Annotated in this window: 23 protein-coding genes; 5 read left to right on the top strand and 18 right to left on the bottom strand. The window is 62.2% G+C overall.

Annotated features, from left to right (window positions below; all coding sequences use genetic code 11):
* Positions 1 to 5 precede the first annotated feature (5 nt).
* Positions 6 to 1,049, bottom strand: coding sequence for a uroporphyrinogen decarboxylase (gene hemE / locus CLV89_RS00760; RefSeq protein ID WP_106161558.1), 1,044 nt, complete (start codon positions 1,047 to 1,049; stop codon positions 6 to 8).
* 121 nt (positions 1,050 to 1,170) lie between these two features.
* On the opposite strand from hemE, the gene hemC reads away from it, so the two are divergent.
* Positions 1,171 to 2,127, top strand: a complete 957-nt coding sequence (hemC, locus tag CLV89_RS00755) for a hydroxymethylbilane synthase (protein ID WP_106161556.1) — start codon at positions 1,171 to 1,173, stop codon at positions 2,125 to 2,127.
* Positions 2,128 to 2,737: 610 nt separating this feature from the next.
* Here the strand turns inward: hemC and CLV89_RS00745 are convergent.
* The 5 genes from CLV89_RS00745 to clpS all read right to left on the bottom strand — a co-directional run bounded on the left by CLV89_RS00745 (position 2,738) and on the right by clpS (position 7,034).
* Positions 2,738 to 3,634, bottom strand: a complete 897-nt coding sequence (locus CLV89_RS00745) for a glycoside hydrolase family 25 protein (protein ID WP_106161552.1) — start codon at positions 3,632 to 3,634, stop codon at positions 2,738 to 2,740.
* 123 nt (positions 3,635 to 3,757) lie between these two features.
* Positions 3,758 to 4,660: an oxygen-dependent coproporphyrinogen oxidase gene (hemF, locus tag CLV89_RS00740; protein ID WP_106161550.1), complete on the bottom strand. Its 903-nt coding sequence runs from the start codon at positions 4,658 to 4,660 to the stop codon at positions 3,758 to 3,760.
* 39 nt (positions 4,661 to 4,699) lie between these two features.
* Positions 4,700 to 5,503, bottom strand: a complete 804-nt coding sequence (locus CLV89_RS00735; RefSeq protein ID WP_106161548.1) for an SDR family NAD(P)-dependent oxidoreductase — start codon at positions 5,501 to 5,503, stop codon at positions 4,700 to 4,702.
* A gap of 162 nt (positions 5,504 to 5,665) precedes the next feature.
* Complete coding sequence (locus CLV89_RS00730) at positions 5,666 to 6,652, bottom strand: class I SAM-dependent methyltransferase (protein ID WP_106161546.1); 987 nt, start codon at positions 6,650 to 6,652, stop codon at positions 5,666 to 5,668.
* Between the two features lie 40 nt (positions 6,653 to 6,692).
* Positions 6,693 to 7,034 (bottom strand): ATP-dependent Clp protease adapter ClpS, encoded by a 342-nt coding sequence (clpS, locus tag CLV89_RS00725; RefSeq protein WP_172599694.1) that lies wholly within the window; start codon positions 7,032 to 7,034, stop codon positions 6,693 to 6,695.
* Positions 7,035 to 7,124: 90 nt separating this feature from the next.
* Here clpS and CLV89_RS00720 point away from each other — a divergent pair, with 90 nt between their 5' ends.
* Both CLV89_RS00720 and CLV89_RS00715 read left to right on the top strand, forming a co-directional pair.
* Positions 7,125 to 7,838 carry an HAD family hydrolase gene (locus CLV89_RS00720; protein WP_106161544.1) on the top strand — a complete coding sequence of 238 codons (714 nt, stop codon included), beginning with the start codon at positions 7,125 to 7,127 and terminating at the stop codon, positions 7,836 to 7,838.
* Positions 7,839 to 8,167: 329 nt separating this feature from the next.
* Entirely contained in the window at positions 8,168 to 9,871 is a 1,704-nt protein-coding gene (locus tag CLV89_RS00715; RefSeq protein ID WP_106161542.1) for a D-alanyl-D-alanine carboxypeptidase family protein, read from the top strand.
* 183 nt (positions 9,872 to 10,054) lie between these two features.
* On the opposite strand, the gene ccoS is transcribed toward CLV89_RS00715, so the two are convergent.
* The 9 genes from ccoS to ccoN form a co-directional block, all read right to left on the bottom strand.
* Entirely contained in the window at positions 10,055 to 10,213 is a 159-nt protein-coding gene (gene ccoS / locus CLV89_RS00710) for a cbb3-type cytochrome oxidase assembly protein CcoS (protein ID WP_106161540.1), read from the bottom strand.
* Between the two features lie 18 nt (positions 10,214 to 10,231).
* Positions 10,232 to 12,418, bottom strand: a complete 2,187-nt coding sequence (locus CLV89_RS00705; protein WP_106161539.1) for a heavy metal translocating P-type ATPase — start codon at positions 12,416 to 12,418, stop codon at positions 10,232 to 10,234.
* Positions 12,419 to 12,506: 88 nt separating this feature from the next.
* Positions 12,507 to 12,983, bottom strand: a complete 477-nt coding sequence (locus CLV89_RS00700; protein WP_106161537.1) for a FixH family protein — start codon at positions 12,981 to 12,983, stop codon at positions 12,507 to 12,509.
* 3 nt (positions 12,984 to 12,986) lie between these two features.
* Positions 12,987 to 14,417, bottom strand: a complete 1,431-nt coding sequence (gene ccoG / locus CLV89_RS00695; RefSeq protein WP_106161535.1) for a cytochrome c oxidase accessory protein CcoG — start codon at positions 14,415 to 14,417, stop codon at positions 12,987 to 12,989.
* 147 nt (positions 14,418 to 14,564) lie between these two features.
* On the bottom strand, positions 14,565 to 15,449 hold the full coding sequence (locus tag CLV89_RS00690) for a LysR substrate-binding domain-containing protein (RefSeq protein WP_106161533.1): 885 nt from the start codon (positions 15,447 to 15,449) through the stop codon (positions 14,565 to 14,567).
* Positions 15,450 to 16,076: 627 nt separating this feature from the next.
* Positions 16,077 to 16,961, bottom strand: coding sequence for a cytochrome-c oxidase, cbb3-type subunit III (gene ccoP / locus CLV89_RS00680; protein WP_106161529.1), 885 nt, complete (start codon positions 16,959 to 16,961; stop codon positions 16,077 to 16,079).
* Entirely contained in the window at positions 16,958 to 17,155 is a 198-nt protein-coding gene (locus tag CLV89_RS00675; protein WP_106161527.1) for a cbb3-type cytochrome c oxidase subunit 3, read from the bottom strand. The genes ccoP and CLV89_RS00675 overlap by 4 nt, the downstream gene beginning before the upstream one ends.
* Before the next feature lie 15 nt (positions 17,156 to 17,170).
* Complete coding sequence (gene ccoO / locus CLV89_RS00670) at positions 17,171 to 17,899, bottom strand: cytochrome-c oxidase, cbb3-type subunit II (protein ID WP_106161525.1); 729 nt, start codon at positions 17,897 to 17,899, stop codon at positions 17,171 to 17,173.
* Positions 17,900 to 17,913: 14 nt separating this feature from the next.
* Positions 17,914 to 19,518 carry a cytochrome-c oxidase, cbb3-type subunit I gene (gene ccoN / locus CLV89_RS00665; protein WP_106161523.1) on the bottom strand — a complete coding sequence of 535 codons (1,605 nt, stop codon included), beginning with the start codon at positions 19,516 to 19,518 and terminating at the stop codon, positions 17,914 to 17,916.
* A gap of 228 nt (positions 19,519 to 19,746) precedes the next feature.
* On the opposite strand from ccoN, the gene CLV89_RS00660 reads away from it, so the two are divergent.
* Positions 19,747 to 20,586, top strand: a complete 840-nt coding sequence (locus CLV89_RS00660) for a universal stress protein (RefSeq protein WP_106161521.1) — start codon at positions 19,747 to 19,749, stop codon at positions 20,584 to 20,586.
* Positions 20,587 to 20,896: 310 nt separating this feature from the next.
* Here the strand turns inward: CLV89_RS00660 and fnrL are convergent, their stop codons facing one another.
* A complete protein-coding gene (gene fnrL / locus CLV89_RS00655; protein WP_106161519.1) occupies positions 20,897 to 21,637 on the bottom strand; it encodes a transcriptional regulator FnrL in 741 nt (246 codons plus the stop codon).
* A 60-nt stretch (positions 21,638 to 21,697) separates the two neighbouring features.
* Here fnrL and hemN point away from each other — a divergent pair, with 60 nt between their 5' ends.
* Positions 21,698 to 23,053 (top strand): oxygen-independent coproporphyrinogen III oxidase, encoded by a 1,356-nt coding sequence (hemN, locus tag CLV89_RS00650; RefSeq protein ID WP_106162292.1) that lies wholly within the window; start codon positions 21,698 to 21,700, stop codon positions 23,051 to 23,053.
* 172 nt (positions 23,054 to 23,225) lie between these two features.
* Here hemN and CLV89_RS00645 read toward each other — a convergent pair whose 3' ends face one another.
* Both CLV89_RS00645 and CLV89_RS00640 read right to left on the bottom strand, forming a co-directional pair.
* Positions 23,226 to 24,821 carry an ABC transporter ATP-binding protein gene (locus tag CLV89_RS00645; RefSeq protein WP_106161517.1) on the bottom strand — a complete coding sequence of 532 codons (1,596 nt, stop codon included), beginning with the start codon at positions 24,819 to 24,821 and terminating at the stop codon, positions 23,226 to 23,228.
* 58 nt (positions 24,822 to 24,879) lie between these two features.
* Positions 24,880 to 25,986: an ABC transporter permease gene (locus tag CLV89_RS00640; RefSeq protein WP_106161515.1), complete on the bottom strand. Its 1,107-nt coding sequence runs from the start codon at positions 25,984 to 25,986 to the stop codon at positions 24,880 to 24,882.
* Positions 25,987 to 26,052: the final 66 nt, after the last annotated feature.

Raw genomic sequence — 26,052 nt, 5'->3', positions numbered from 1 at the left:
CAGACCTACCCGACCGCGCCTTCGCGCACGGTGTCTATCATCAGCTGCACGTTCTCGGGATCCGCATCAGGCGTGATCCCGTGACCGAGGTTGAAGATATGCGGCCCCTTGGAAAACGCTTTCACGATCCGGCGCGTATCCGTCACCAGCTCGTCACCCCCAGTGACCATGTGACGCGACGCAAGATTGCCCTGCACACAGCCATCCACCTGCACATGTGCCGCTGCCCATTCCGGGTCCACGGAGTTATCAAGCGCCACGCAATCCACACCGCTGGCGGCGTGGAAGCCTACATATTTCTCGCCCGCCTCGCGTGGGAAACCGATGATCGGAATGCCGGGATGGCGCGCCTTCAGAGCCGCGGTGATTTCGCGGGCAGGCTCCAGCGCGTATTTTTCAAACGCGTCGCCCTTCAGCGACCCAGCCCAGCTGTCGAATATCTTCACCACCTCAGCGCCCGCTTCAATCTGGGCGGACAGATAGGCGATGGTGGCTTGCGTGATGCGCGACAGAAGTGCCTCGAACAGGGCGGTATTCTCCATTCTCAGCGCGTGCGCAGGCCCCTGATCCGGGGTGCCGCGCCCGGCGATCATATAGGTGGCCACGGTCCAGGGCGCGCCGGCAAAGCCGATCAGCGTAGTCTCAGACGGCAGCGCCCGCGACAGGATGCGTACGGTCTCGTAGATCGGGTTCAAGGTCTCGTGCACATCGCTGGCGGGACCAAGCTTGGCAAAATCCGCTTCCGAAGTGATGGTGGACAGCCGCGGGCCCTCGCCGGTCACGAACCACAGATCCGCGCCCAGCGCCTGCGGCACCAGAAGGATATCCGCGAACAGGATCGCCGCGTCGAATCCGTATCGGCGGATCGGTTGCAGCGTCACCTCGGCGGCCAGTTCCGGATTGTAGCACAGGCTCAGGAAATCACCGGCCTGCGCCCGCGTCGCACGGTACTCGGGCAGGTAGCGGCCCGCCTGACGCATCATCCAGATTGGCGGCACATCCTGTGTTTCGCCTGCCAATGCGCGCAGGATCGTCTTCTGTTGGCCCATGCTCTGCCCCTTTCATTGCGGTCCCCCTGAGGTCTAGCCTCAGCGGCAAATTGTCAAGGCTCGCCCCTCTTCGCGCGTCGAGTGCTTGCCACGGCATAATGTCGCGATTAATCCTGTGCCCATGAACCTGACCCTGCCCTCTCCCGCTTCGCCCCTGAAGATCGGCACTCGCGGCTCGCCGCTGGCGCTGGCCCAGGCCTATGAGACCCGCGACCGGCTGGCCCGTGCCTTTGAGCTGGAGCCCGCAGCCTTTGACATCGTGGTGATCAAGACCACCGGCGACAACCGCGCCATGATCGACGCGGACCGGCCGCTGAAGGAGATCGGAAACAAGGGTCTGTTCACCAAGGAGATCGAAGAGGCGCTGACCTCCGGCGCCATCGACCTGGCCGTGCATTCGATGAAGGACATGCCGACAGAGCAGCCCGAGGGGCTGATGCTGGACTGCTATCTGCCGCGCGAGGACATGCGCGATGCCTTTGTTTCACCCGGGATCCGCAGCATTGGCGATTTGCCGACCGGCGCGGTAGTGGGCACGTCCTCCCTGCGGCGCCGTGCGCAGCTGCTGAACCGTCGTCCGGACCTGCAGGTTGTGGAGTTTCGCGGCAATGTGCAGACCCGCCTGCAAAAGCTCCACAACGGCGTTGCCAGCGCCACGTTTCTCGCCATGGCCGGTTTGCGCCGCCTGAACATGGCCGAGGAGGTCCCAGCGACCCCCATCGAGATCGAAGACATGCTCCCCGCAGTGGCACAGGGCGCCATCGGCATCGAACGGCGTAGCGACGATATGACAGCCGCCACCATGCTGGAGGCGATCCACCACGCCGAGACCAGCCTGCGGCTGGCTGCCGAACGGGCCTTCCTCGCCGCGCTTGATGGGTCTTGCGAAACCCCGATCGCGGCGCTGGCAGAGTTGTCCGGCGGCACCTTGCGTCTTCGCGGCCAAATCCTGCGCCCCGATGGGTCCGAGGCTTTGGCGGATGACCAGAGCTGTGCCATAGAGGATGGCGCTGACCTCGGTCGCGGCATGGGCGAGGCGCTGCGGACGCGGGCGGGCGACGGTTTTTTCAGCCACTGACGCCGGGGCCCGCGCGTCCGACGCCGGCGAGACTGACCTGCCAGCACGGCCGAGGCACACCCCTGCGACGGCATGCGGTGATTGAATTCAATGTACTGAAGCTGGCAGTCAAATGATCGCTGACCTTCCAACCGCGGCCTGGCCCGACCCGGCCACTGTGCGTCTTCCGCTGGTGCATTTTCGCCAAACATGGCGCGGCGAAACCATCAAAAACAGCCTCAGAGCTTGCGCGGCGTCGGTGCCGCTTCGCGCGGGCAGTGCTGGCATAAAATCAGGTGAAGGATTTTTCGCACATCACATGGTCAATCATGTGTCCAGCTGGCAGCTCCCAAAGTTCGCGCGCGGAGGCTGAACAGCCGGGAGACCAACCGCCTGCGAATCGCAACGGGCTCGACTTGACCCCGGATCGAGGCCGACCATACCGCGACAACGCCTATCCGCCTTCAGTGCCGTCCGGTTTCGGCTGGCGGGCGCGCTCCCGCCCCTTTGTGGATGAGCCAGAGGCTCCCCCCAAAAGCGTTGGGCCCGGCAGGGGCGGCGCCGAAGGCGCCGCCCCTGCCCCCGGCGATCCGCGCAAGCGGAGCGCAAAACCTCCTGGTGTCCTTGCAGCCTAGTTCGACACCGTCACCGTTTGCGCCTCGCCGCCTGCGGGCGCCTCAAGTGGCAGATACTTGCGATAGCCCAGCCATTGCAGCCAGTTCTCGGCACCGCCCCCGAAGACGTTCAGGTCCACATTGCCCTTGATCCCCGGCACCGACCCAGTGCCGGTATATTGCCAGAACGCCCAATGCGCACCCGGATAGACCTGCTCCGGGTGCCCGGCCACCGAGCGCAGCCAGAAATCCACCCCCTTCAGCCGACCGATGTCAGTGTCGCGGTAGAAATCCACCGTGGTGTAGACCACCGGGCGGCGGCCATAGTGGGCGGTGATTTTCTTGATGAACCGCTCCGCCTCATGCCGGGCTTCGGCGCCGGAAGGACGCCGTTTGCAGCTGGGCGAGGCATGGTTCCACTCGATGTCCAGCACCGGCGGCAGGCTGCTCGCCTCCTTGGGCACGTTGCGGATGAACCAGCGCGCCTGCTCCTCCGGCGTGCGGCAGAAGTAGTAGAAGTGATAGGCCCCGCGCCGCATCCCCGCGCGACGGGCGCCGCGCCAGTTCGATTTGAACTCCGGGTCCAGATGATCGCCGCCCTCGGTCGCCTTGATCCAGGCGAAGGACACGCCCGCTCCGCGCACTGCACTCCAGTCGATATCACCCTGATAGCGGGCCACGTCGATACCATGGATCGGATAGGCCCAGGGCTCTCGCATATCCCAATCGTGGGGGGCATTGTCGCCGTATTTCGGATAGGTCGCCAGCGCCGCATAGGCTCGGGAGAACACCGGGTCGATCGCCCGCTCGACCTGCCCCTCCAACGGCGGTGGCGGCACCGGTTCGCGCGTTGTGCTGCCACAGGCCGTGAGTACAGCCAAAAGTCCGAATCCAATAATGCGACGGAATGTCATCTTATACCTGCCAAAGAACACTGCCTGCCTTCATAGAGCCGCAGGCAGGCAGTTTCTTCAACGAAGAATGAGGCCGACACGCCCCAACCGGGCAGAATGCGCGGGATTACACCGATGCGGCGATCAAACCCACTTTGCCAGGGGTGGCAGGCTCATCAGCACCGCGTTGGCGTCATGACCGGTCTCCAGACCAAATTTGGTGCCGCGATCATAGACCAGATTATACTCCGCATAGAGCCCCCGGTGGATCAGCTGCGCATCCTTGTCCGCATCATCACACGCCATGCCGCGACGCGCCTCCACCAGCGGTACATAGGCTGGCAGGAAGGCGCGGCCGATGTCCTGGATCAGCGCAAAATCCGCCTGCCAGTCACCAGTGTTGTGATCGTCGAGGAAAATGCCACCGACACCGCGCGCACGGGCCCGATGCGGGATGTAGAAATACTCGTCCGCCCAGGCCTTCAGTCGCGGGTAGAGATCGCCGCCATGCGGATCGAGATGCGCCTGCTGCACGCCATGAAAATGCGCGGTGTCCTCGGCATATTCGATACAGGGATTGAGGTCAGAACCACCGCCGAACCACCAGCCATGCGGCGTCCAGAACATCCGGGTGTTCATATGGACCGCAGGCACATGCGGGTTGCGCATATGGGCCACCAGCGAAATCCCCGACGCCCAGAAGCGTGGATCATCCTTCATGCCCGGCAGACCCTTACGTGCGGCCATCGCATTCTGCGCACGTTCCCCAAGGGTGCCGTACACCTCGGAGATATTGACCCCGACCTTTTCAAACACGCGACCGCCGCGCATCACGCTCATCAAACCGCCGCCCGCGTCCGATCCATCTTCGGCTGTGCGTTTGGTTTCGGACACATCAAACCGGCCCGCGTCCATCTCTGTGAAAGGGCCCTCGGCGTGGCTGTCCTCCAGCCCCTCGAAACTGGCGACAATCTGGTCACGCAACTCGCGGAACCAGGCCGCCGCGCGCGCTTTTTCCGCACGCATCTCTGTCGTGTTCTCCGCCATCTGGGCCTCCTGAATGGGATCGAAATTCGGGTCGCGCCCTCAATGCACCGGCGCGGTGACGGGATCAAGCAGGGTGCGGCCACCATCCAGCGTCAGCACCTGTCCGGTCATGAAGCCAGAGGCCTCGGAGGCCAGGAACTGCGCCGTCTCGGTCAACTCGGTCGGCGGCGCGATGCGGTTCAGGGGCGTGTGCTCCTCGATGTCCTGACGCAGCGACCTGTTGCCCTTCAGTGTGAGCTGCATCGAGGCACTCATCACCGACCCGAAGGCGATGGAGTTCACCCGGATCTTGTGCGGTGCCAGCGAAACCGCCAGCGAGCGGGTCATCTGGTCCAGCGCAGCAGAGGTCACGGAATAGCCCATCAGGTCCGGGTGGGTGCGGCGGGCGGCGATCGACGACAGGTTTATGATCGCCCCGTTGGCGCCTTCGTCGTCGCGCTCTTCGCCCTGACGGATCATCCGCTTCGCCACATGTTGCGATAGGCGCAGTGTGGACATCAGGTTCTGATTCAGCAGGAAGTCCAGACTGTCATCATCGGGGTTGAGCGGGTCACTCGGGACGACCCTGCGGGCCCCGTTGACCAATATGTCGATCCGGTCGAAAGCGTCGATCGTCGCCGACAGCAGATTGGCGATGGTCAGGCGTTCGCGCAAATCCCCGGCAAAGTGCCGGATGTTGCTGTCCTCCACATCGCTGCCGAGTTCCTGCAACAGCGCAGACTCGTCATGATCCACAAACATAACATTGGCGCCTTCGCGCGCAAATTGCCGCCCGATCGCCAGACCGATGCCGTTGGCCGCGCCGGTCACAATGGCGGTTTTGCCGGAGATGGAAAAACTCATGGGAAAGATCCTTGCTTGCGTCAGGTGTCGCGCCTGTTCCTTGGGCCAGGTTGCAGATCGGCGGCCCGGTCAGGGCCACGCGTCCCGGCGACGATAGCCGGAAGAAACGGAGAATAGAACAGGTTTTGCACGGCGCATAGAGCGGCGGCGGGATCCCGATATTTAGCGGCTTCGGCGGGGGCGCGCTGCACGCAGAATCTTGAAGCGGTTGTCGCCCGTGACCTCCTCGACGGTGGCAAAGAGCTCATCCATTGTGGTCTCATATGGCAAATGCCGATTGGCCACCAACCACAGCTGCCCCGACGGTTTCAGCAGCCGCGCCGCATTGGCAATGAATGCCTGCCCCAGCGCTGGCTCTGCCGCGCGACCGGTATGGAACGGCGGGTTCATCACCACCGCATCGAGACTGCCCTTGGCGCCCCAATCACGGGCATCCGCCCAGTGGTTCTGTGCGCGCGCATCATCGATGTTGCGTCGCGCACAGGCCAGCGCAACATGGTCGGCCTCCACCAGATGCAACGTTGCGACGCTGTCACGGGTCAGGATCTGTGCTGCCAGATACCCCCATCCGGCGCCAAGATCGGCGATCTCCTTGCCCAGTTTGGCGGGCAACGCCTGCGCCAGCAGGCGTGAGGCCGGATCAACCGCATCTGCCGAGAACACACCGGGTGCGGTGACATACCCCTCAGCAATCTCTTGCGCGCCCATGATCCAGTCTGACAGGTCCAGCCCACCGTCGATGCAGAACGCCTTGCCGTGCGCCTTGGAGAGCGCAGCCGAGGGCGTGGTGTGCTTTTTCAATTCTTTGAACATGGAATCGATGCCGTCTGTCTTCAGCCCATCGATCAGAACCGGCCCGTCCGTCGCAGCCGCCGCTTGAGCCACCAACTGTCGCGCCTGCGGCTTGGCACGTGGAATGAACACCACCGCCGCCGCGTAGCGTGCATCCGCATCTCCCTCGGCACTGCACGCGAAACCGCGACTGGTCCAGCTGTCGAACTCTGGCTTCAACGGTTGGATGATCTCGACCTGCGCCTGTGGCAACGCAGAAAGGTCATGGCCTTCACGCGGATGGAAAACGGCGATTCGCCCCGTTTCAGGAACGGCGAAATCGCCCGATTGAACCGCAAGGCTCAGGCGTTGGGACATCGGTTTGGACCTTTCATGGACTGTTCCGCAGGGGGCGCGATCAGTCGTCTTTTTCCATTGTGCACTGCAGAGGGTGCTGGTGGCGCCGGGCGTAATCCATCACCTGCGCGACCTTGGTTTCCGCCACTTCATGGCTGAACACACCTACAACGGCGAGACCCTTTTTATGCACAGTCAGCATGATTTCAAAGGCTTGCGCGTGATTGAGGCCAAAGAACCGCTCCAGCACGATGACAACGAATTCCATCGGCGTGTAGTCGTCATTGAGCAGCAGCACCTTGTAGCGCGGCGGCCGCTGTGTCCGCGGGCGGGTCTTGGTCAGAACACCAAGGTCGCTCTCGTCATCCGGATTGTCCGACATCATCACGGGGTGCTTTAGCATGGGATCGTAAGTTTCCAGTCGTGCATCTGCGTTCTTCACCGGCTTATATAGAGGAAGAGACAGTAAGGAAAAGAGATTGAGGTCAGGATAATGTCACGCGCGCTCACCACTATCGGTTTTGATGCTGACGACACACTTTGGCACAATGAACGCTTTTTTCGCGTCACTCAGGACCGCTTTGCCGAACTGCTGATGGATCACACCCCTGATGACATGGGTCCCGACACCCTGGAGCGCAAGCTGCTGGACGCAGAAAAACGCAACCTTGGCTCCTATGGGTATGGGGTCAAGGGCTTTACCCTGTCGATGATCGAAACCGCGATCGACGTCACCGAGGGGCGCGTGCCTGCCGCGGTGATCAAGGAACTTCTGGAAGCCGGGCAGATGATGTTGTCCTTCCCGATCGAGCTGCTGCCCCATGCCCGTACTGCGGTCGAGGCCGTGGCCGAGGACTACCGCGTGGTGCTGGTCACCAAGGGCGATCTGCTGGATCAAGAGCGCAAGCTGGCGCAATCGGGGTTGGGTGATTTGTTCGACGCCGTCGAAGTGGTTTCGGAAAAGACGCCGCAGGTTTATGTCGACATCTTCAATCGACACGGCAACGGGGTGGAACATGCGCTGATGGCCGGGAACTCCATGCGCTCGGACGTGGTCCCCGTGGTCGAGGCCGGCGGTCATGGCGTATATGTGCCTCACGGTCTGGTGTGGGAAGTCGAACACGCCGAAGCCCCCGCTCACAGCGCCAGGTTTCACGAAATTCCGAATCTGGGCGCGTTGCCCTCGCTTGTCGCGCGCCTCGGCTAACTCCCGCCGATCCGGGCGATTCACGTTAACCGTTTGTTCATTACTGTGGTCAGAAGGCCTCATCTGTTAGGAAAACATGGCCTAGACTGCTGCCGAGCACGGTAGCCTGTGACAGAAAATTACGCGCCCTCCGCGATGTCGCGCCTCTGAATATAGCGAACGAGCTGCTGCAAACCACTACATCTCGTCACACAAAAACTTCTGCATATAGCAGAACGACGCGTGGCGTTTTTTGTTCCTTCACAACTGGTTTCGTCAGCATACCAGCTATGATACGCTTATCAGAGCAGACAAAAGGTCAGCCGGAAAACCGGCGGCACGAGGCAGACATGGCAGTGATTTTTCAGGTCGATGGCGGTCGTCCCTCCTCCTTTTGGGCGGGTTTTGATCGCGTGAAACGTCGAAACGCAGGACAAACGATTCTCAAAACCGCGACGCGTGCGTGCAGACGGGCCGCTCAGGGACTGGCGCTTGCCGTCGGCATGGTGGCCCTGCAGCCCGATGTGGCGCGGGCCGCGCCCTATGCGGCGATGGTGATGGACGCGCGCACCGGCGAGGTGCTGCATTCGCGCAACGCCGACACCAGGCTGCATCCCGCCTCTCTGACCAAGATGATGACGCTCTACATCGCCTTTGAGGCGGTACGGAACGGCGAGATCGACCTCGACACGATGATCACCGTCTCTCGCAACGCCGAGGCAGAGCCGCCCTCAGAGCTGGGCCTGCGCCGGGGGCAGAAGATCGCACTGCGTTACCTGATCCGTGCCGCAGCGGTAAAGTCCGCCAACGACGCGGCCACCGCCATCGGCGAATCGATCTCAGGTTCCGAAGCCGCCTTTGCCCGCCGCATGAACCGCACGGCCAAGGCACTGGGCATGACGCGCACCACCTTCAAAAACGCCCATGGCCTCACCGCCAGCGGGCATCTGTCAACGGCCCGGGACATGTCGCTTCTGGGGCGCCATATGCTCTATGATTATCCCGAATATTATAACCTCTTCTCGCGCAGATCGACCAATGCGGGAATGAAGGTGGTCTACAACACCAACCGGCGCTTTCTGGCTGCCTACAGAGGGGCTGACGGGATCAAGACCGGCTACACCCGCGCCGCTGGGTTCAACCTCGTGTCCTCGGCCAAACGCGGCGACGAACGCATCATAGCCACCGTCTTTGGCGGCACCTCGACTGCAGCACGCAACGCCAAGATCGCTGAACTTCTCGACCTCGGCTTCCGCCGGGCCCCGGCCTACGCGAAACTGCAGAAACCGTCGCTGCCGCCTTACACGGGCAACAGTGGCCTGGGGGTCCGTCTTGCAGAGGAAGACAGCCATGGCCTTGCAGGCAAGACCATTCGCGTCAGTGGTGTAATTTCGGAAACCCTGCGTCCTCGGGCCCGCCCCGTTCCGGAGGTTGATCCTGCAATGTTGGTGGCTGAAGCCGTCGTGCCCGAACAGGACGCCACCGAGGAGGTCGAAGACATCCAAGTGGCAGCACTGGACACGGACGCGTTGCAATCCGGGATCAACAGCGCGCTTCTTGAGGTTACCGAAGTCTCGGAGGTTTCCGCCATTCAGCCGGTTGCCCGCCCTGACAGTCGGCAGTCGGACATCGAGGGTGAGGACGCCCTCAAAGCCGAGATCAGCACCGCTGTTGCCAAGGCTGTGTCCGCACCAACGCCAACCCAACGTCGCTACACCGGCCCGCGTCCACAAATCCGCCCCTCGTCGCTGGAAACACAGGTCGCCTCCGTCGAGGAAGAGCCCGTTGTCGTGACACGCCTCTCGACCTCCGGAGGGCGCTATTGGGGCATCAACGTCGGTCGCTACCCCAACCGTTTCCAGGCGGAAAAGGTCCTGCTGCGCACCGCATTGGCAGAGATGGAAACGCTCGATGGGTCCCTGCGCAAGGTCGTACAGAACCCGCGTGGATTTGACGCCAACTTCCTCGGCATGACCAAGGAGGGTGCAGCGCTTGCCTGCCGTCGCCTGAACTCGCGCAATGTGACCTGTGAAACTCTGGGTCCGGCATCGTGACCTGACGGAATGCGCAGCCCACCGGAGCGCCTGTTTCGGTGGTTGCGAGCGCGCTCATGATGCGTAACGACAATTGGGCCCGGTGCCGCGATCACGGCATCGGGCCCTTTTTGTGTCTTGGTGCTGAAGATAACCCTCGAACGCGTTGCGCTTGTTGCGGCAGGGCAGTCGCCCGCCCGCTTGTCACGGCTTGGGGTGATCATCCCATTCGTCGCTCAGGATCCGCCGCGCGTCCCCTTCCGGGTCGTCATACTGATCAGAGCGCACGGTATAGATAAACGCGATCAGCCCTGCCCCGCCAAGGATCAGGGAGATCGGGATGAGATAGGACAGGACGGTCATGTGGAGCTCCTTTGCCCCTCAGCGCAGGCGCAACGCGTTGAGAGACACAGTGATCGAAGAGGTAGACATCGCCAGCGCCGCAATCAGCGGGGTCGCCAGACCAGCAATCGCCAGCGGCACCGCGATGATATTGTAAAGCGTGGCGATGCGAAAGTTCTCACGGATGCGCCGGGTGGCACGTTCCGCCACGCCGCAAGCCTCGGCGATCGGGGTCAGATCCTTGCCCAGCAGAACGATATCGGAGGCCACCCGCGCCGCGTCCAGCGCCGAGGCGGGAGAGATCGACACATGCGCGCCGGCCAGTGCGGCCGTATCATTGAGCCCGTCACCGACCATCAGAACCTTGCGGCCCCCCTCGGTCAGTTGCGCCACCCGCGCGGCCTTGTCTTCGGGCAGCGCGTCCGCCACCCAGTTTTGAATACCGAGGCGATTGGCCATGTCTTCCACCGCCGGCGTTGTGTCACCAGATAGCAGGATCACCTTCTTGCCGCTGTCCTGCAGGGCGCTCACCACCTCTGCGGCACCGGGGCGCAGGGCGTCGGCAAAGCGGATAGCCACCGGCGGCACGCCCGCGCCCAGATCCAGCCAGGTCGCGGTTTGCGTCAGCTGCGCCTCTGCCCCGACCCAGGCCGCGCGGCCCAGACGCACGCGCACGCCCGCCAGCGTCGCCTCGGTGCCGTAGCCGGGCACCTCTTGCAGATCCTGCACTGGGGCGGCTGCTACGCCTGCCTCACGCGCCGCACGACTCAGCGCCAGTGCCAGCGGATGCGAAGACCCTTCGGCCAGTGCCAGCGCCGCAGACAGTTGATCGGGGTCAAGATCGCCAAGGTTCACCACCTCGGGCGTGCCTGCAGTCAGGGTGCCGGTCTTGTCGAACACCACCGTGTCGACCTGTGCCAGCCGTTCCAATGCGGTGGAATGTTTGACCAGCAGCCCGGCGCGGAAAAGCCGCCCGGAGGCCGCCGTGGTCACCGCTGGCACCGCCAGCCCCAGCGCACAGGGACAGGTGATGATCAGCACCGCCGCGGCGATGTTCAGCGCCGTGCGCATGTCGAACGTGTAAAGATACCAGCCCACAAACGCGAGTGCGGAGAGGATATGCACCCCCGGCGCATAGAGTTTTGCGGCGCTGTCGGCCAGTGAGGTATAGCGCGAACGGCCCGACTCGGCGATGGCCACCAGATCGGCCATGCGATGCAGCGAGGTCTCCTCTCCGACCGCCAAGGCGCGAATGGTGAGCGGGCCGGTCAGGTTGACCTCCCCTGCCGAAACCTGCGCGCCGGGTTCCCCCAGAACCGGCAGGGTTTCCCCGGTCAGTAAAGACCGATCCAGTTCAGAGCGCCCCTCCACGATCTCGCCATCCACCGGCATGCGGCCGCCCGGTCGCACGCGGATCAGATCACCGATGGCCAGATCCGCAACCGAGACTTCTTCCTCCTGCCCCTGAGCGTTCAGGCGCCAGGCGCGGGGCACCTCCAGCGCGGACAGCTCTTCGGCGGCAGACCGCGCCGCCGCACGCGTGCGGTGATCGAGATAGCGGCCCGCCAACAGGAAGAAGGTCAACGTCAGCGCCGCGTCAAAATAAGCGTGCTCTCCCGACAGCGAGGTTTCCCACAGCGAAGTCACCAACGCCAGCAACAGTGCCAGAACAATCGGCACATCCATATTTAGGCGCCGTGCTCGGAGCGCACTCCAGGCGCTGCGGAAAAACGGCTGACCACAATAGAGGATCGCGGGAAAGGTGATCGTGGCCGAGATCCAGTGGAACATATCGCGGGTGGCATCCGACGCCCCGGACCAGACCGAGATCGACAGCAGCATCACATTCATCGAGGCAAAGCCCGCGACCGCCAGCCGCAACAGCAGTTCTCGTCCAGCGCGATTGGTCTCTGTCGCGGCAAGGGCGGCGAGGTCAAGCTCGTGCGCTTCAAAGCCCAAGCCCTCACAGACCGGGATCAGGTCGCTGGCGCACATCTCCGGCTCGGCCTCCACCAATGCCCGCTTCAGTGTCAGATTGACGCGCGCGGAGCGCACTCCGGGCGTCTGGGACAGGCCGCGCTCGACCGTAGAGATACAGGCCTGACAATGGATCGTGGGCAGGGAAATGGCGAGGCGCGCCTCGGTCGGGGCAGTCTCAACCGCCTCGGACGGGGCCGCCACGCAGCCGGGGCACACGGCAGTCTGATGGCGCAGCACGGTGGTCATAACACCCTCTCACATGGCAGGTCGCTGAAGACACCCCATTCAAACAGGGGACGCACCCGCTCGTCAGCCTTCAGCATCAGCATTGGTTTCATTTCTGCACATGCAGGATCACGCGCTGGGAAAATTCAGTGCCGTCCTCGGCCCGCGCAACCATGCGGATGTTCCAGTTGCCCGGCGCCAGTTTCGCCGGGGCAACATAGGCATCACCGTCAAAGACGAACGCAGGTGTCTGGTCGTCTTTGACATGGGTCGCGCGCCCCAGCGTTGCGGTCAGGGAGGCCGCCTCCACCGGTGCGCCGTTGCGATCCGTGATCTCCAGCTTCACCCGATCCCCGACGGCGGAGGCGTAGACCGACCAGCCCAGCGCCTCCTGTGCCGCGCGGCGGATATCGAATTCCTGGCTGGCGACATAGGAGTTCTTCACTTCCAGCCCCGGAAATGTCCGCACCGCGCTCACCGCCATGTAGATATTCACAGCGATGATGATCCCAAAGCAGCCGACGCAGAGAGCGAGCATGTGCTTGCCGGTAAATTCACGCTGCTTCGCCGGTGTCTCAGTGGTCATGGGTCAGTTCCCCCGCCCGTTGAATGTGGTATCGCGATAGGCGCGCTCGCCCGAACTCAGGTCCTCGACCCAAAGCCGCAAACCGGTCGTATCCGCCTCAGCAGGTGCCGTGCCCCGCGGTGCAGTGACGTAGACCCGCTGCAGGCTGGCGGTATCGGCGGGCACCTCAACCGTAACACCCTCTTCGCCCTCGAGCGATACCGCCAACGACTGATCGCCCACCAATGACAGCTCGAACATCCGGGCCTCGCCATTCTTGTTCGACAGACGCACGTCATATGTGTTGCGGATGGTGCCGTCCGACAAGGTCACAAAGGTCGGATTGCGAACCGGAGCCACGGTCATGTTGATGTCAGCGCGGATGAACAGCGCAAATACCAGCGCCAACCCCACGCCGCCCCAAAGCAAAGTGTACATCACGGTGCGGGGGCGCAGGACATGCTTCCAAACAGGGCGCGGTGTCTTGCCCGCACGTTCGTTTGTCTCATCCGACAGTGCCATGTAGTCGATCAGACCGCGCGGCTTGCCCACCTTGTCCATGATGTCGTCGCAGGCATCAATGCAGAGCGCGCAGGTGATGCACTCCATCTGCTGACCCTTGCGGATGTCGATGCCCATCGGGCAGACATTGACGCAGGCCATGCAATCGATGCAATCGCCCAGGTTTTCCGCCTCTTCCGACTTGCGGTGTTTGCCGCGTGGCTCACCCCGCCAGTCGCGGTAGCCAACGGTCAGCGTGTCTTCGTCCATCATCGCCGCCTGGATACGGGGCCAGGGGCAGGCATAGATGCAGATCTGCTCGCGGGCAAACCCGCCAAAGAAAAACGTGGTGAAGGTCAGGATTGCCATGGTGGTATAGGCTGCGGGGTGCGCCTGCCCGGTCACCAGATCCTGCAGCAAGGTCGGCGCGTCGGCAAAGTAGAAGACCCAGGCCCCGCCCGTGGCGAGACCAATAAACAGCCAGGCCACCCATTTTGTCAGCCGCAGGCGTATCTTCTTGAAGTCCAGTTTTTTCTGCCGGTGCAAGCGCAGTCGGGCGTTTCGGTCGCCCTCGATCCAGCGCTCCACCAAGATAAAGAGGTCAGTCCAGACCGTCTGTGGGCAGGCATAGCCACACCAGACCCGGCCCAGTGCCGAGGTGAACAGAAACAACCCAAGGCCCGCCATGATGAGCAGGCCGGCAACGAAGTAGAATTCATGCGGCCAGATCTCGATCCAGAAAAAATAGAACCGCCGCCCGGCCAGATCCAGCAACACCGCCTGATCCGACAACTCAGGGCCGCGATCCCAGCGTATCCATGGCAGCAGATAGTAGATACCCAGGGTGACCGCCATGATCACCCATTTGAGAGTGCGGAACTTTCCCGACACCCGGCGAGGAAAGATAGGCTCCCGCGCGGCATAGAGGCTGGGGGTTTGGCTCGAATCGCTCAACTTCTGGCTCCGATCCTGTGACAGGTCTGATTGTGTTCTCCCAGAGGCCGCGGGTCGAGACTTTGACGTGGATCAAAAATCGCATCCCAAATGTGCATTTCGCACAAATCGCGCGGCCCGCCGGGAGACCGCACTCGGTTTGTGCAGTCAGCTCAAAGCGGTAGATGCCCGCTCTCGGCGCAACCAGTTGACGAAATGCCGCGCACCGGGGCGCAACACGCCGGGACGGTGCACGATATGGTAGCCACGCCCTTGTTCTTCTTGGAAAAGCTCGATCAGCCGGCCTGCCTTGACGTCCGGCGCGACGAAATCGCGCACCGAGACGGCGACCCCTTGCCCGCCTCGCAGCGCCTCCATCAGAAGGTTTCCCGGCAACACGACTCGTCCCGCCTTCAGCCCGTCCTCAACCCCGCGTGAACGCAGCCAGACGGAGGCCTCGTTGGTCCCAATCTCCTCGAGCCAGGGCAGATCGAGCAAATCTTCAGGCCGGTTCACGCGCCGCTGGTCCAGCAGCCCGGGCGCAGCAACCACCGCCATTGGCGAGGGCAGCAGCATCTCGGCCTCAAGGCCCGGCCAGTTGCCATGCCCGTAGCGCAGCGCCACGTCGATCCCGCCCGGCGTCAATTGCACCACCTCGCCAGTGGGGTCGATGACCAGATCCACTGCCGGGTAGGCCTGTCGGAAACCAGCCAGTCGCGGCATCAACCAATGGGTCGCAAACATCGGTGTGCAGGTGACATGCAGCGGCTGCCCCGCCCCGCGCGTTGTCAGATCCTGCACCGCGACCCGAATGGCACCGAACCCCAGCGTCAATGCCTGTGCAAGCTGCTCGCCTTCGACCGTCAGACGCAGCGCCCGTCCAGAGCGATCCAGCAGAGGCACGCCCATATGCGCCTCCAGCTGCCGCAATTGCTGGCTGATCGCAGCGTGGCTGACGTTCAAAGCCACGCCGGCCTGTTGCAGCGTGCCGCTTTCGGCAAAGACCGCGAAAGCGCGCAGAGCGGAAAGCGAGGGCATGTCACGCCATTGCATGTGTAAGCTATCCTTACATGTTGGTTTTCTTCCTGACTCGCATAACCAAGGCCATCAGGCAAGTATGAGCGCAGATCCAGCGTATGGATCCGCCGAAAAGGAGAGCGACCATGTTAGTTGATATTTATGCTCGTACAATGCTGAACGCGACCCGTCACAGCGATCTGCCACAACGCCCACTGCCCGAGGCCTACAGCACTCCGCCCGCGGCCCCCGGCCTGCTGCGGCGTGTGTGGTGCCGGCTGACGGCGCTTCGGTCCCCTCTGGTCACACCGCCCAAGCCTTGCGAGCCCATGCCAGCGCCCTGCAAATAGAGACACGATGATATTGAGAGACGTATTGGCACCGATCTCCCGGGAAACGCACAAACAAGCGGGGGATCGGTGCCAGACGCGCCCGCCCTCAAATTGGGGGCGAGACGAAGCGGGGTTCAGACCTGACACGATAGTCTTCCCAACCATGGCCTGACCCCGTCTTAGGTCAAATTTGCCAGCAGTCGGGTCCCGTCGCCTTGATGCAAATCAATCCAGGCGCGTTTTCGACGCGATCACCGGCGTCGACAGCAACGAAAAAGGCCGCCCCCCGATGGGAGCGGCCGGTCATTTACGTTTGGACAATCTCGCGCGATTACTCGCCGCCGCCCAATTGGTGCACATAGGCGCTGACCGCGCGAATTTCCGCCTCGCTCAGGCGTGTGTCCCAGTTCGGCATCACGCCAAAGCGGGAGTTCCACACCGTCTCATAGAGAGTGTCGTAGTCACCGCCATAGAGCCAGATCGCGTCCTTCAGATTCGGCGCGCCCTGATAGATGTCGCCGGACGCATCCTCGCCGTGACACGCAGTGCAGTTTTCCTCAAACACCACTGCACCGGCCTGTACTTCGGAGGCATCATCAGGCGTGCCCGACAGCGACATCACGTAGTTGACCACCTGGCTGACTTGCTCTTTCTCCAGCAGCTCATCGCGACCAAAGGCCGGCATCGCAGAGTAGCGCGCGTCGTCGCTTTCCTCGTTGCGAATACCGTAGGAGATGGTGGTGTGGATATCCTCCATGGTACCACCCCAAAGCCAATCATCATCCAGCAGGTTCGGATAGCCCTTGGCCCCCGCCGCGCCGGAGCCGTGGCACTGGGCGCACCATGTCTTGAACACAGCAGAGCCAGCAGAAACGGCGTAGCCCTCAAGCTCTGGATGCCCCGGGATCGCGGCCAGTTCCAGCGCTTCCAGCTCTGCGTTGATGGGCGCGTTCGCGGTTTCAACCGCGGCGATCTCTGCTTCGACCTTGGCGCGCGAGGACCAGCCCAGCATGCCAGAGGTTGCTTCGCTGACCATCGGCCACGCGGGGTAGGCGATGGTATAGCCAACCGCCCAGACGATGGTGGCGTAGAAAACCAGGAGCCACCAGCGCGGCATAGGGTTGTCGAACTCCGTGATGCCATCCCACTCGTGGCCGGTGGTGTTGGGATCACCTTCTTGGATTTCGACTTTGTTGTCTTTGCCCGTATCACTCATTTCTGGGCCTCCGATTGAGCGGCGCTCTCGGTCGCCGGCTTGTCCGCATTGCGGAAGGGGATATTGGCTGTATCCTCGTAGGCCTTGGTCGATCCGGGCCGAAAGGCCCAGATGATGACACCCACGAAAAACAGGAAGAGGAACAGCAGCATCCAGCTGTCAGCGAACTGGCGCAGCAGGGAATATGTTTCCATGGCTCTATCCTCCGCTTAACGGTTTGCGTCCGGCGTGAAGGTCGAGAAATCGACCAACGTACCGAGCATCTGCAAATAGGCGATCAGCGCATCTGCCTCCGAGACACCGGGCTGACCGTCGAAGTTACGCACATTGACGTTCTCCCCATAGCGTTCCAGCAGCCCGTCATAGTCACGATCAGGGTCCGCTTGTGCCAGGAAGTCACGCTGAGCCTGCTCTACCATGTCGTCCGTATACGGCACGCCGACGATGGCATTTGTGGCGAGCAGATCGCCGATGTACTTTCCGTCAACGCGGGTGCGTTCGAGGAAGTCATACTTCGGCATCACCGATTCCGGCACCACCGACTGCGGGTCACGCAGGTGATCAACATGCCAGTCATCAGAGTAGCGACCGCCGACGCGGGCCAGATCTGGCCCGGTCCGCTTGGACCCCCACTGGAACGGGTGGTCATACATCGACTCCGCCGCCAGCGAATAGTGACCGTAGCGTTCGACCTCATCGCGCATCGGGCGGATCATCTGACTGTGACAGACGTAGCACCCTTCACGGATGTAGATGTCACGCCCCGCCAGTTCGAGAGGGGTGTAGGGACGCATGCCCTCCACCTCCTCGATGGTGTTTTCCAGATAGAACAGCGGGGTGATCTGAACCAGGCCACCGATGGTGACAACGAGAAAGGAACAGATCAGCAGAAGCGTCGCGTTGGTCTCGAGGATTTTATGCTTGTCGAGAATTGCCATCTCTCCGGCCCTCCTTATTCAGCCGGGACCGCGACGGACAGGCTGGCCTCTTTGGCCGGCGCCCGACGAACGGTCATCCAGAGGTTGTAGCACATGACCAGCGACCCGGAGAGGAACAGAACCCCGCCCAAACCACGCATCACATACATTGGAAGCTTCGCAGCAACGGTGTCGGCAAAGGACCACACGAGGAAGCCGTTTGCATCCACTTCACGCCACATCAGGCCTTCCATGATACCAGTCACCCACATGGACGCCGCGTAGAGCACGATGCCGATGGTGGCGAGCCAGAAGTGCCAGCTGACCAGGCTCAGGGAGTAGAGGCGCTCGCGCTTCCACAGAACCGGGGTCAGGTAATAAAGCGCACCAAAGGTGATCATACCGTTCCAGCCCAACGCACCAGAGTGCACGTGACCAATGGTCCAGTCGGTGTAGTGGCTCAGCGAGTTCACGGCGCGGATCGACATCATCGGACCCTCAAACGTGGACATGCCATAGAAGCCGACCGAAATCACCAGCATCCGCAGAACGGGGTCGGTGCGCAGCTTGTCCCAGGCGCCCGACAGAGTCATCAGGCCGTTGATCATGCCGCCCCAGCTGGGCATCCACAGCACGATCGAGAACACCATGCCAAGGGTCGAAGCCCAGTCAGGCAGGGCCGTGTAATGCAGGTGGTGCGGACCGGCCCAGATATAAAGGAAGATCAGCGCCCAGAAGTGGATGATCGACAGTTTGTAACTGTAGACCGGACGATTGGCCTGCTTCGGGATGAAGTAGTACATCATGCCGAGGAAGCCCGCCGTCAGGAAGAAGCCCACCGCGTTGTGGCCATACCACCATTGTACCATGGCATCCTGCACACCCGGCCAGACGATCACCGACTTGGAGCCCCAGATCGACACCGGAATGGTCAGGTTGTTGACCACATGCAGCATGGCCACGGTCACGATGAACGCCAGGAAGAACCAGTTCGCCACATAGATATGCGGCTCCTTGCGGCGAATAATCGTGCCCAGGAAGACCGCCAGATATGCAACCCAGACCACAGTGAGCCACAAGTCGGTATACCATTCAGGCTCCGCATATTCCTTTGATTGCGTGCCGCCCAGCAGGTAGCCGGTGGCTGCCAGCACGATGAACAGCTGATACCCCCAGAACACAAACCACGCCAGATTACCGCCCCAGAGCCGCGCCGCGGACGTCCGCTGCACGATGTAGAAGGACGTCGCGATCAGCGCGTTGCCACCGAAGGCGAAAATCACCGCCGAGGTGTGAAGTGGCCGCAGGCGACCGAAGTTCGCAAACCCTTCGGACCAGTCGAAATTCAATACCGGAAAGGCGAGCTGAAACGCGATAAAGGTCCCCACGAGGAACCCGACCACACCCCAGAATGCGGTTGCGACAACACCCGCACGCACAACTCCGTCGAGATATTCTCCAGTTACCGGAACTGGAACCGGTTCATCCGTCTTGCGCAGGGTTGCCAGAAACAGCCCCGCTGCGACGCACATCAGAATCACAGCATGCACCTGATAGGCCAGATCTCTGGCGTAGCCGGCGGCGACCATGAAGAAGATCGTCAATACGCCAAGCACTAACAGCTTGAGATAATTAGACATTTCATGCCCCTTTGAATGGTTCACCCGTTTTCACATCCCATGCAGGCAGAGGTCGGGCGTTGTTTTCTAAGACTCTGATGCCAGAGCCATCACTCTAAAACATTGATCTGCATCAAGATGCTCTCCTATGGGATGTGTCATGTCACCTCATGGGGAAAACCTGGCACGCGGCTGTTGCAATGCCACACTCCTTCGCCGGAACCATTTGATTTGGGAAAGGGTCAGTCCATGACATACAAAACAATTCTCACCGTCCGCACCACGCCCGATGGCACCACAACCGCATTGGATCAGGCCGAAGCTATGGTGCGCCGCAACGACGGGCATCTCGATGTGCTGTGCCTCGGCGTCGACCGCACCAGAGTCGGTTATTACGACGGTGGCGCAAATGCGATTGCAATCAACACAATGATCGAGCGCGCGCGCGAGGATATGCAGGCCACCGAAGCAGCCGCCACCCGACATTTGCAAGCCACCGATGTGCCTTACACAATCTCCAACGCGATCACTCCGCTCGGCGACATTACCCGCGTCATGGCACATCACGCACGCTTCAGCGATCTTGTGGTGATGGAGCTGCCCTACGGTGAGGGTCAGGGACCGGAAGTGGAACCGATCGTCGAAGCGGCGCTGTTCGATGCCCGCACGCCGGTCCTCGTACTCCCGGAAAACAGCAGCTTGCCGGCGTCTCCCAAGACCGTGGTCGTGGCCTGGGACGAAAGCATTGAAGCGTTGGTTGCCGTGCGCAAGGCCTTGCCTGTCCTGCAGGCGGCAGATCTGGTGCGGATCGCGGTGATTGACCCGCCGCAACATGGCACGGAACGGTCTGATCCGGGTGGTCTGCTGTGCCAGATGCTGGCGCGCCACGGCGTGGCCTGCGAGATTGATGTGCTCAGCAAGACCTTGCCGCGGGTCTCGGATGTGCTCAGCCGTCACGCGACCGACACCGAGGCAGAGCTGATCGTGATGGGGGCCTATGGCCACTCTCGGTTCCGCGAGTCGATCTTGGGCGGGACCACCCGTAATATGCTGGAGCACGCGCAGCTGCCGGTACTGATGGCACATTGACCGCGATAGCCGGGCCTGCGTGGCTTGCGGCTGCATCCCCGTGCTTTTGAGGCGCTCCATCTCGTTGGGGTGGCCTTTCGCCCCTCGGCTGACCGAACCGTTGCCATCCCGCAGCGGTTCGGCGGGCACTTAATCCAGCATCGCGTAGGTGCTGGATCTGCGCCGCTGCGAAACAGTGCAGTCAGTGCGCTGGCCTCACGAACGAGAGCAGAACCTCCATTGTTCAGCGGGATTCCAGAACCTGGCCGCCCTCGACTAAGCCGCCCTCAACAAAACAGGTCCGAAAGGTCGCCGAGCGGGCAGCGGACGTTTAGCCGACCAACCCACCATCACTGTCATCACCCGCTTCCTCGATCAGGCGGCGCATATCTGGCACTGTCACATGCCGCTTGCCCTCCAGCGAGATCACGCCAGCCTTCTTCAGCGCCGAAATCTGCCGACTGACCGTTTCCAGCGTCAGGCCGAGATAATCCGCCATCGCCTCCCGCGTCAGCTTGAGGTCAAAGCTCACGGCGCCGGAGGATGGATCGGTGCTGAGAGACGCATCTCTCCGCGCGATGATCGACAACAGGCTGGCGATCTTTTCGCGCGCAGTCTTACGACCCAACACCAGCATCCACTCACGCGCCGCATCCAGCTCGTCCAGCGTCATTTCCAGCAGGCGATGCGCGATATGCGGTGTCTTCGCCAGCAGGTCTTCGAAAGGTTTCTTTCTAAAGCAGCACATGACCACATCTGTCGTGGCGACGACGTTATACGCCGCCCCCGCGCGCCCCGGTCGCCCCACAAAATCGCTGGGCAACAACAGCCCCACCATCTGGGTGCGCCCGTCCTCCATCGTCTGGGTCAAAGTTGCGATGCCAGAGACGACGGATCCGACAAAATTCATCTGGTCGCCTGACCAGATCACGGCCTGGCCAGCTTCATAGCTGCGATAGTATTTGATCGCATCCAAAGCTTCCAATTCGTCGCTCTCGCACCGGGCGCAGACAGCCCGATGGCGAATCGGACAATCCGCGCAGTCGGTCAATTTGTACTCTGCAAGGGTCATGCGCGCCTCTGGTTGATCTGTGTCAAAGCCGAAACTTTCGGTCGCCCCTACCTTATGCGCATGACACAGGAATCTCAATTGGCCCAGCTCGGACTATTCGACGCAAAGGTGCCCCGCTACACAAGCTATCCCACCGCGCCTCACTTCAACAATGACGTGAGCGCCGACCGCTTTGCATCCTGGATCGGTTCGATCACGCCCGGGTCGGAGATCTCCCTCTACGTGCATGTGCCGTTCTGCCGGAGGCTGTGCTGGTTCTGCGCCTGCCGCACGCAGGGCACGCAATCGGCTTCTCCCGTTCGGGCCTATGTTGAGGTGCTGAAGCAAGAACTTTCCCTGCTGGCGCAACATCTGCCCGAGGGGGTGACCCTGTCGCGCCTGCACTGGGGCGGCGGTACGCCGACACTGCTGACGCCGGACCTGATGACAGAGTTGGCCGAGGCGATCTTTGCCGTGGTGCCAATGGCCAAGGGTGGCGAATTTTCAGTGGAGATCGACCCGAACGAGATCGACGCCGCGCGTCTCGATGCGCTGGCGACAGCAGGGATGACCCGCGCCTCCATTGGCGTTCAGGACTTTGATCCGGACATTCAGGAGACCATTGGCCGCATTCAGTCCTTCGATCTGACACATGACGCGGTCGAGATGATCCGCGCGCGCGGCATTGCCAGCCTTAACGCCGATATCCTCTTCGGACTGCCGCATCAGTCCGTCATGTCGATGACCGAAAGCGTGCAGAAACTTCTGTCGCTCTCGCCGGACCGGGTGGCTCTTTATGGTTACGCTCATGTGCCGTGGATGGCGCGGCGGCAGAACATGATCCCGACGGACAGCCTGCCCACGCCACAGGACCGCCTGAAGCTGTTCGAAACCGCGCGGCGGTTGTTTCTCTGGGATGGCTATCGCGAGATCGGGATCGATCACTTTGCTGCCCCGCATGACGGGCTGGCAATGGCAGAGCGCACCGGCAACCTGCGGCGCAACTTTCAGGGCTACACAGACGACCGGGCCGACGTGCTGGTCGGGCTTGGCGCATCGTCCATCTCCCGCTTTCCGCAGGGCTACGCACAGAACGCGCCGTCCACCTCCGCCTATACAAAGGCAGTGCGCGACGGGCAGTTCGCAACCACGCGCGGTCATATGTTCAGCGCCACGGATCGGCTGCGTGGCCGCCTGATCGAGGCGTTGATGTGTGATTTCGCGATCTCATCCGACGACATCTTGTCCCGGTTTGCGATTACCCAAGCCGAACTGAGCGCGATGTATCGCGATGTCGCCGCCGCCTTCCCGGACATGCTGGACGTGTCGGCGGATGGCCTGCGCATCCGATCAGAGGGAAAGCCTTTGACCCGAATGATCGCGCGCCATTTCGACGCCTACGATCTCAGCAAGGCGGGCCACAGCTCGGCCATCTGACGCCTGCAGCCGGTCCCGCGCCGCGTCAGCGGCGCCCGGCCCAACGGGACGGGCTGCATTTTCAATGCAGCGTGGACGGGCGGGAGCCTCCCCCCTGCCCTTGGCGCCGTGTCGAAGGCGCAGCTGCGAGACCGTACGACACATCATAGCTCAGCCGAGGGCGACCCGCGTTCTAAGGCGTCCCCGTCACCGCCGACAACAGATGCCGCGTGTATTCCTGTTGCGGGTTGGCAAAGACCTCTTCCGATGGGCCCTGCTCCACCACATCCCCGGCCTTCATCACCAGGATCTCATGCGACATGGCACGCACAACGTTGAGGTCGTGGCTGATGAACAGATAGGCCAGCCCGTAGCGCGTCTGCAGGTCACGCAGAAGGTCGACGATCTGCACCTGCACCGTCATGTCGAGCGCCGAGGTGGGCTCATCCAGCACAACCAGTTTGGGGCGCAGCACCATGGCGCGGGCGATCGCGATGCGCTGGCGCTGGCCGCCGGAAAACTCATGCGGGTAGCGGTCCATGGCCGCCGGATCCAGCCCGACCTCCTCCATCACCTCTGCCACCAGTTCACGCGGTTTGCGGTGCTGGTCCACCTCGTGAATCGCCAGCCCTTCGGAGATGATCTGCTGGCAGGTCATCCGGGGCGAGAGCGAGCCGAAGGGATCCTGAAAAACGATCTGCATGTCCTTGCGCAGACGGCGCAGGTCGCGCGTCGACCATTGGCGCAGATCCTGCCCCTGAAAGCGCACCTCACCTTCGGACGCGATCAACCGCATGATCGCCAGCGCCATCGTGGTCTTGCCGGACCCGGATTCCCCCACGATCCCAAGCGTTTCTCCCGCCCGCACCGAGAGCGACATCGGGTTCACCGCCTTCACATGTCCCACCGTGCGTTTCAGGAAACCGCGCTGGATCGGGAACCAGACCTTGAGATCCTTGGTCGAGACCAGCTCCTGCGCGTCCTGCGGCACCGGCCCCGGTCGCCCCGAGGGTTCAGCGGCGAGCAGCTTTTGCGTGTAGGCATGCTTGGGATTGGCAAACAGCTCCGCCGTAGGGCCTTCTTCGACGATCTCGCCAGATTTCATCACGCAGACCCGATCCGCGATGCGGCGCACGATGGACAGGTCATGGGTGATGAACAAGAGCCCCATGCCCTCGCTTTCCTTCAGCTCGGCCAACAGGTCCAGGATCTGCGCCTGGATGGTCACATCAAGCGCCGTTGTGGGCTCGTCCGCGATAAGAACGTCGGGTTTGTTGGCCAAGGCCATGGCGATCATCACCCGCTGGCGCTGCCCGCCGGACAGCTGGTGCGGATAGGCGCCAAGGCGGCTTTCGGCGTCGCGGATGCCAACCTTGTTCAGCAGGTCGAGAATGCGGCCACGGGCGCCCTCGCCCATCACGCCCTGATGCAGCGCCAGCGCCTCTCCCAGCTGTTTTTCGATAGTATGCAGCGGGTTGAGCGAGGTCATCGGCTCCTGAAAGATAAAGGAGATGTCATTGCCCCGCACCTGCCGCAGGGTGCGTTCATTTGCACCGATCATCTCCTGCCCGTCGTAAGTAACTGATCCGGACACATGCGCACTGTCGCCCAAGAGCTGTACGGTGGAGAGCGCCGAGACGGATTTTCCGGAGCCGGATTCGCCCACCAGCGCCACGGTCTCACCGCGTGACAGCGAGAAGGAGACGCCCTTGACCGCCTCGGTCAACTGGCCGTCCTGACTGAAGGCAACGCGCAGGCCCTTGACCTGAAGGATGGGGGACTGCGTCATTGGCCTTGCCTGCCCCGGCCGGTTGCCGAACGGTTCTCAAACCTCATGTCTACACACGTCATGAAAAGGTCTTTCTCGGATCAAACGCATCCCGCACGCCCTCAAAGATGAAGACCAGAAGCGAGAGCATGATGGCAAAGGTGAAGAAGGCGGTAAAGGCAAGCCAGGGCGCCTGCAGGTTCTGCTTGGCCTGCAAGGTCATCTCGCCCAACGACGGAGCCGAGGACGGCAGACCGAAACCGAGGAAATCGAGACTGGCCAGCGTGCCAATGGTGCCGGTCACGATGAAGGGCAGCATGGTCAGCGTCGCCACCATCGCGTTGGGCAGCATGTGGCGGAACATGATGGTCATGTTGCCCACGCCCAATGCCTTGGCCGCGCGGACATATTCCAGGTTGCGGGCGCGCAGGAATTCAGCCCGTACCACGCCCACAAGCGCGGTCCAGCTGAACAGGATCATCAGGAACACCAGAAGCCAGAAACCGCGCCCCAAGATCGCGAACATGATGATGATGACGTACAGCGAGGGCGTCGCCGACCAGATCTCGATCAGGCGCTGGAAGATCAGGTCCAGCCAGCCGCCGAAAAAGCCCTGCACCGCACCGGCTACAACGCCGATGAGGCTGGCCGCCGCCGTGACGATCAGGGTGAAGACGATCGACAGACGAAATCCGTAAATCACCCGCGCCAGCACGTCACGCTTTGTATCATCAGTGCCCAGCCAGTTCTGGGAGTTGGGCGGCAGCGGCGCCGCACCAGAACGGTTCACCGGCGTGTCAAAGCTGTAGGGGATTGGCGGCCAGAGCGACCAGCCCTCGACGAAATCCTCGCCCGCGTAGGCCCCGGCGTCGATCTGCGCAAGGATGTCCTCGGGGGCATCAAAACAATCAAGACTGCCACCCGAAGCGATCAGGCATTGCACTTCTGGATCGCGATAGACCGCCTCGGTCTGGAAATCACCGCCGAAGTCGGTCTCCGGGTAGAAGTTCCAGATCGGGGTAAAGTAGTCGCTGCGGTAATTCACCAGGATCGGCTTGTCGTTGGCCAGCACGTCGGCCAGCAGCGACAGGCCAAACAGGACCACAAAGATTCGCAGCGACCAGAGCGCGCGGCGATTGCGACGGAAGTTGTTCCAGCGGCGTTGGTTGAGGGGAGAGAGAGCCATGGCGTCAGGTTTCCCTCTGGGTTTGTGTCCGAAGTGGGCCGTGTCCGGGCGCGAGACGGGACATCC

The organism is Tritonibacter scottomollicae, assembly GCF_003003215.1.
GTDB lineage: Bacteria > Pseudomonadota > Alphaproteobacteria > Rhodobacterales > Rhodobacteraceae > Epibacterium > Epibacterium scottomollicae.
The sequence above is the reverse complement of the archived record's forward strand: the minus strand, read 5'-3'. Positions and strand labels throughout refer to the sequence as shown.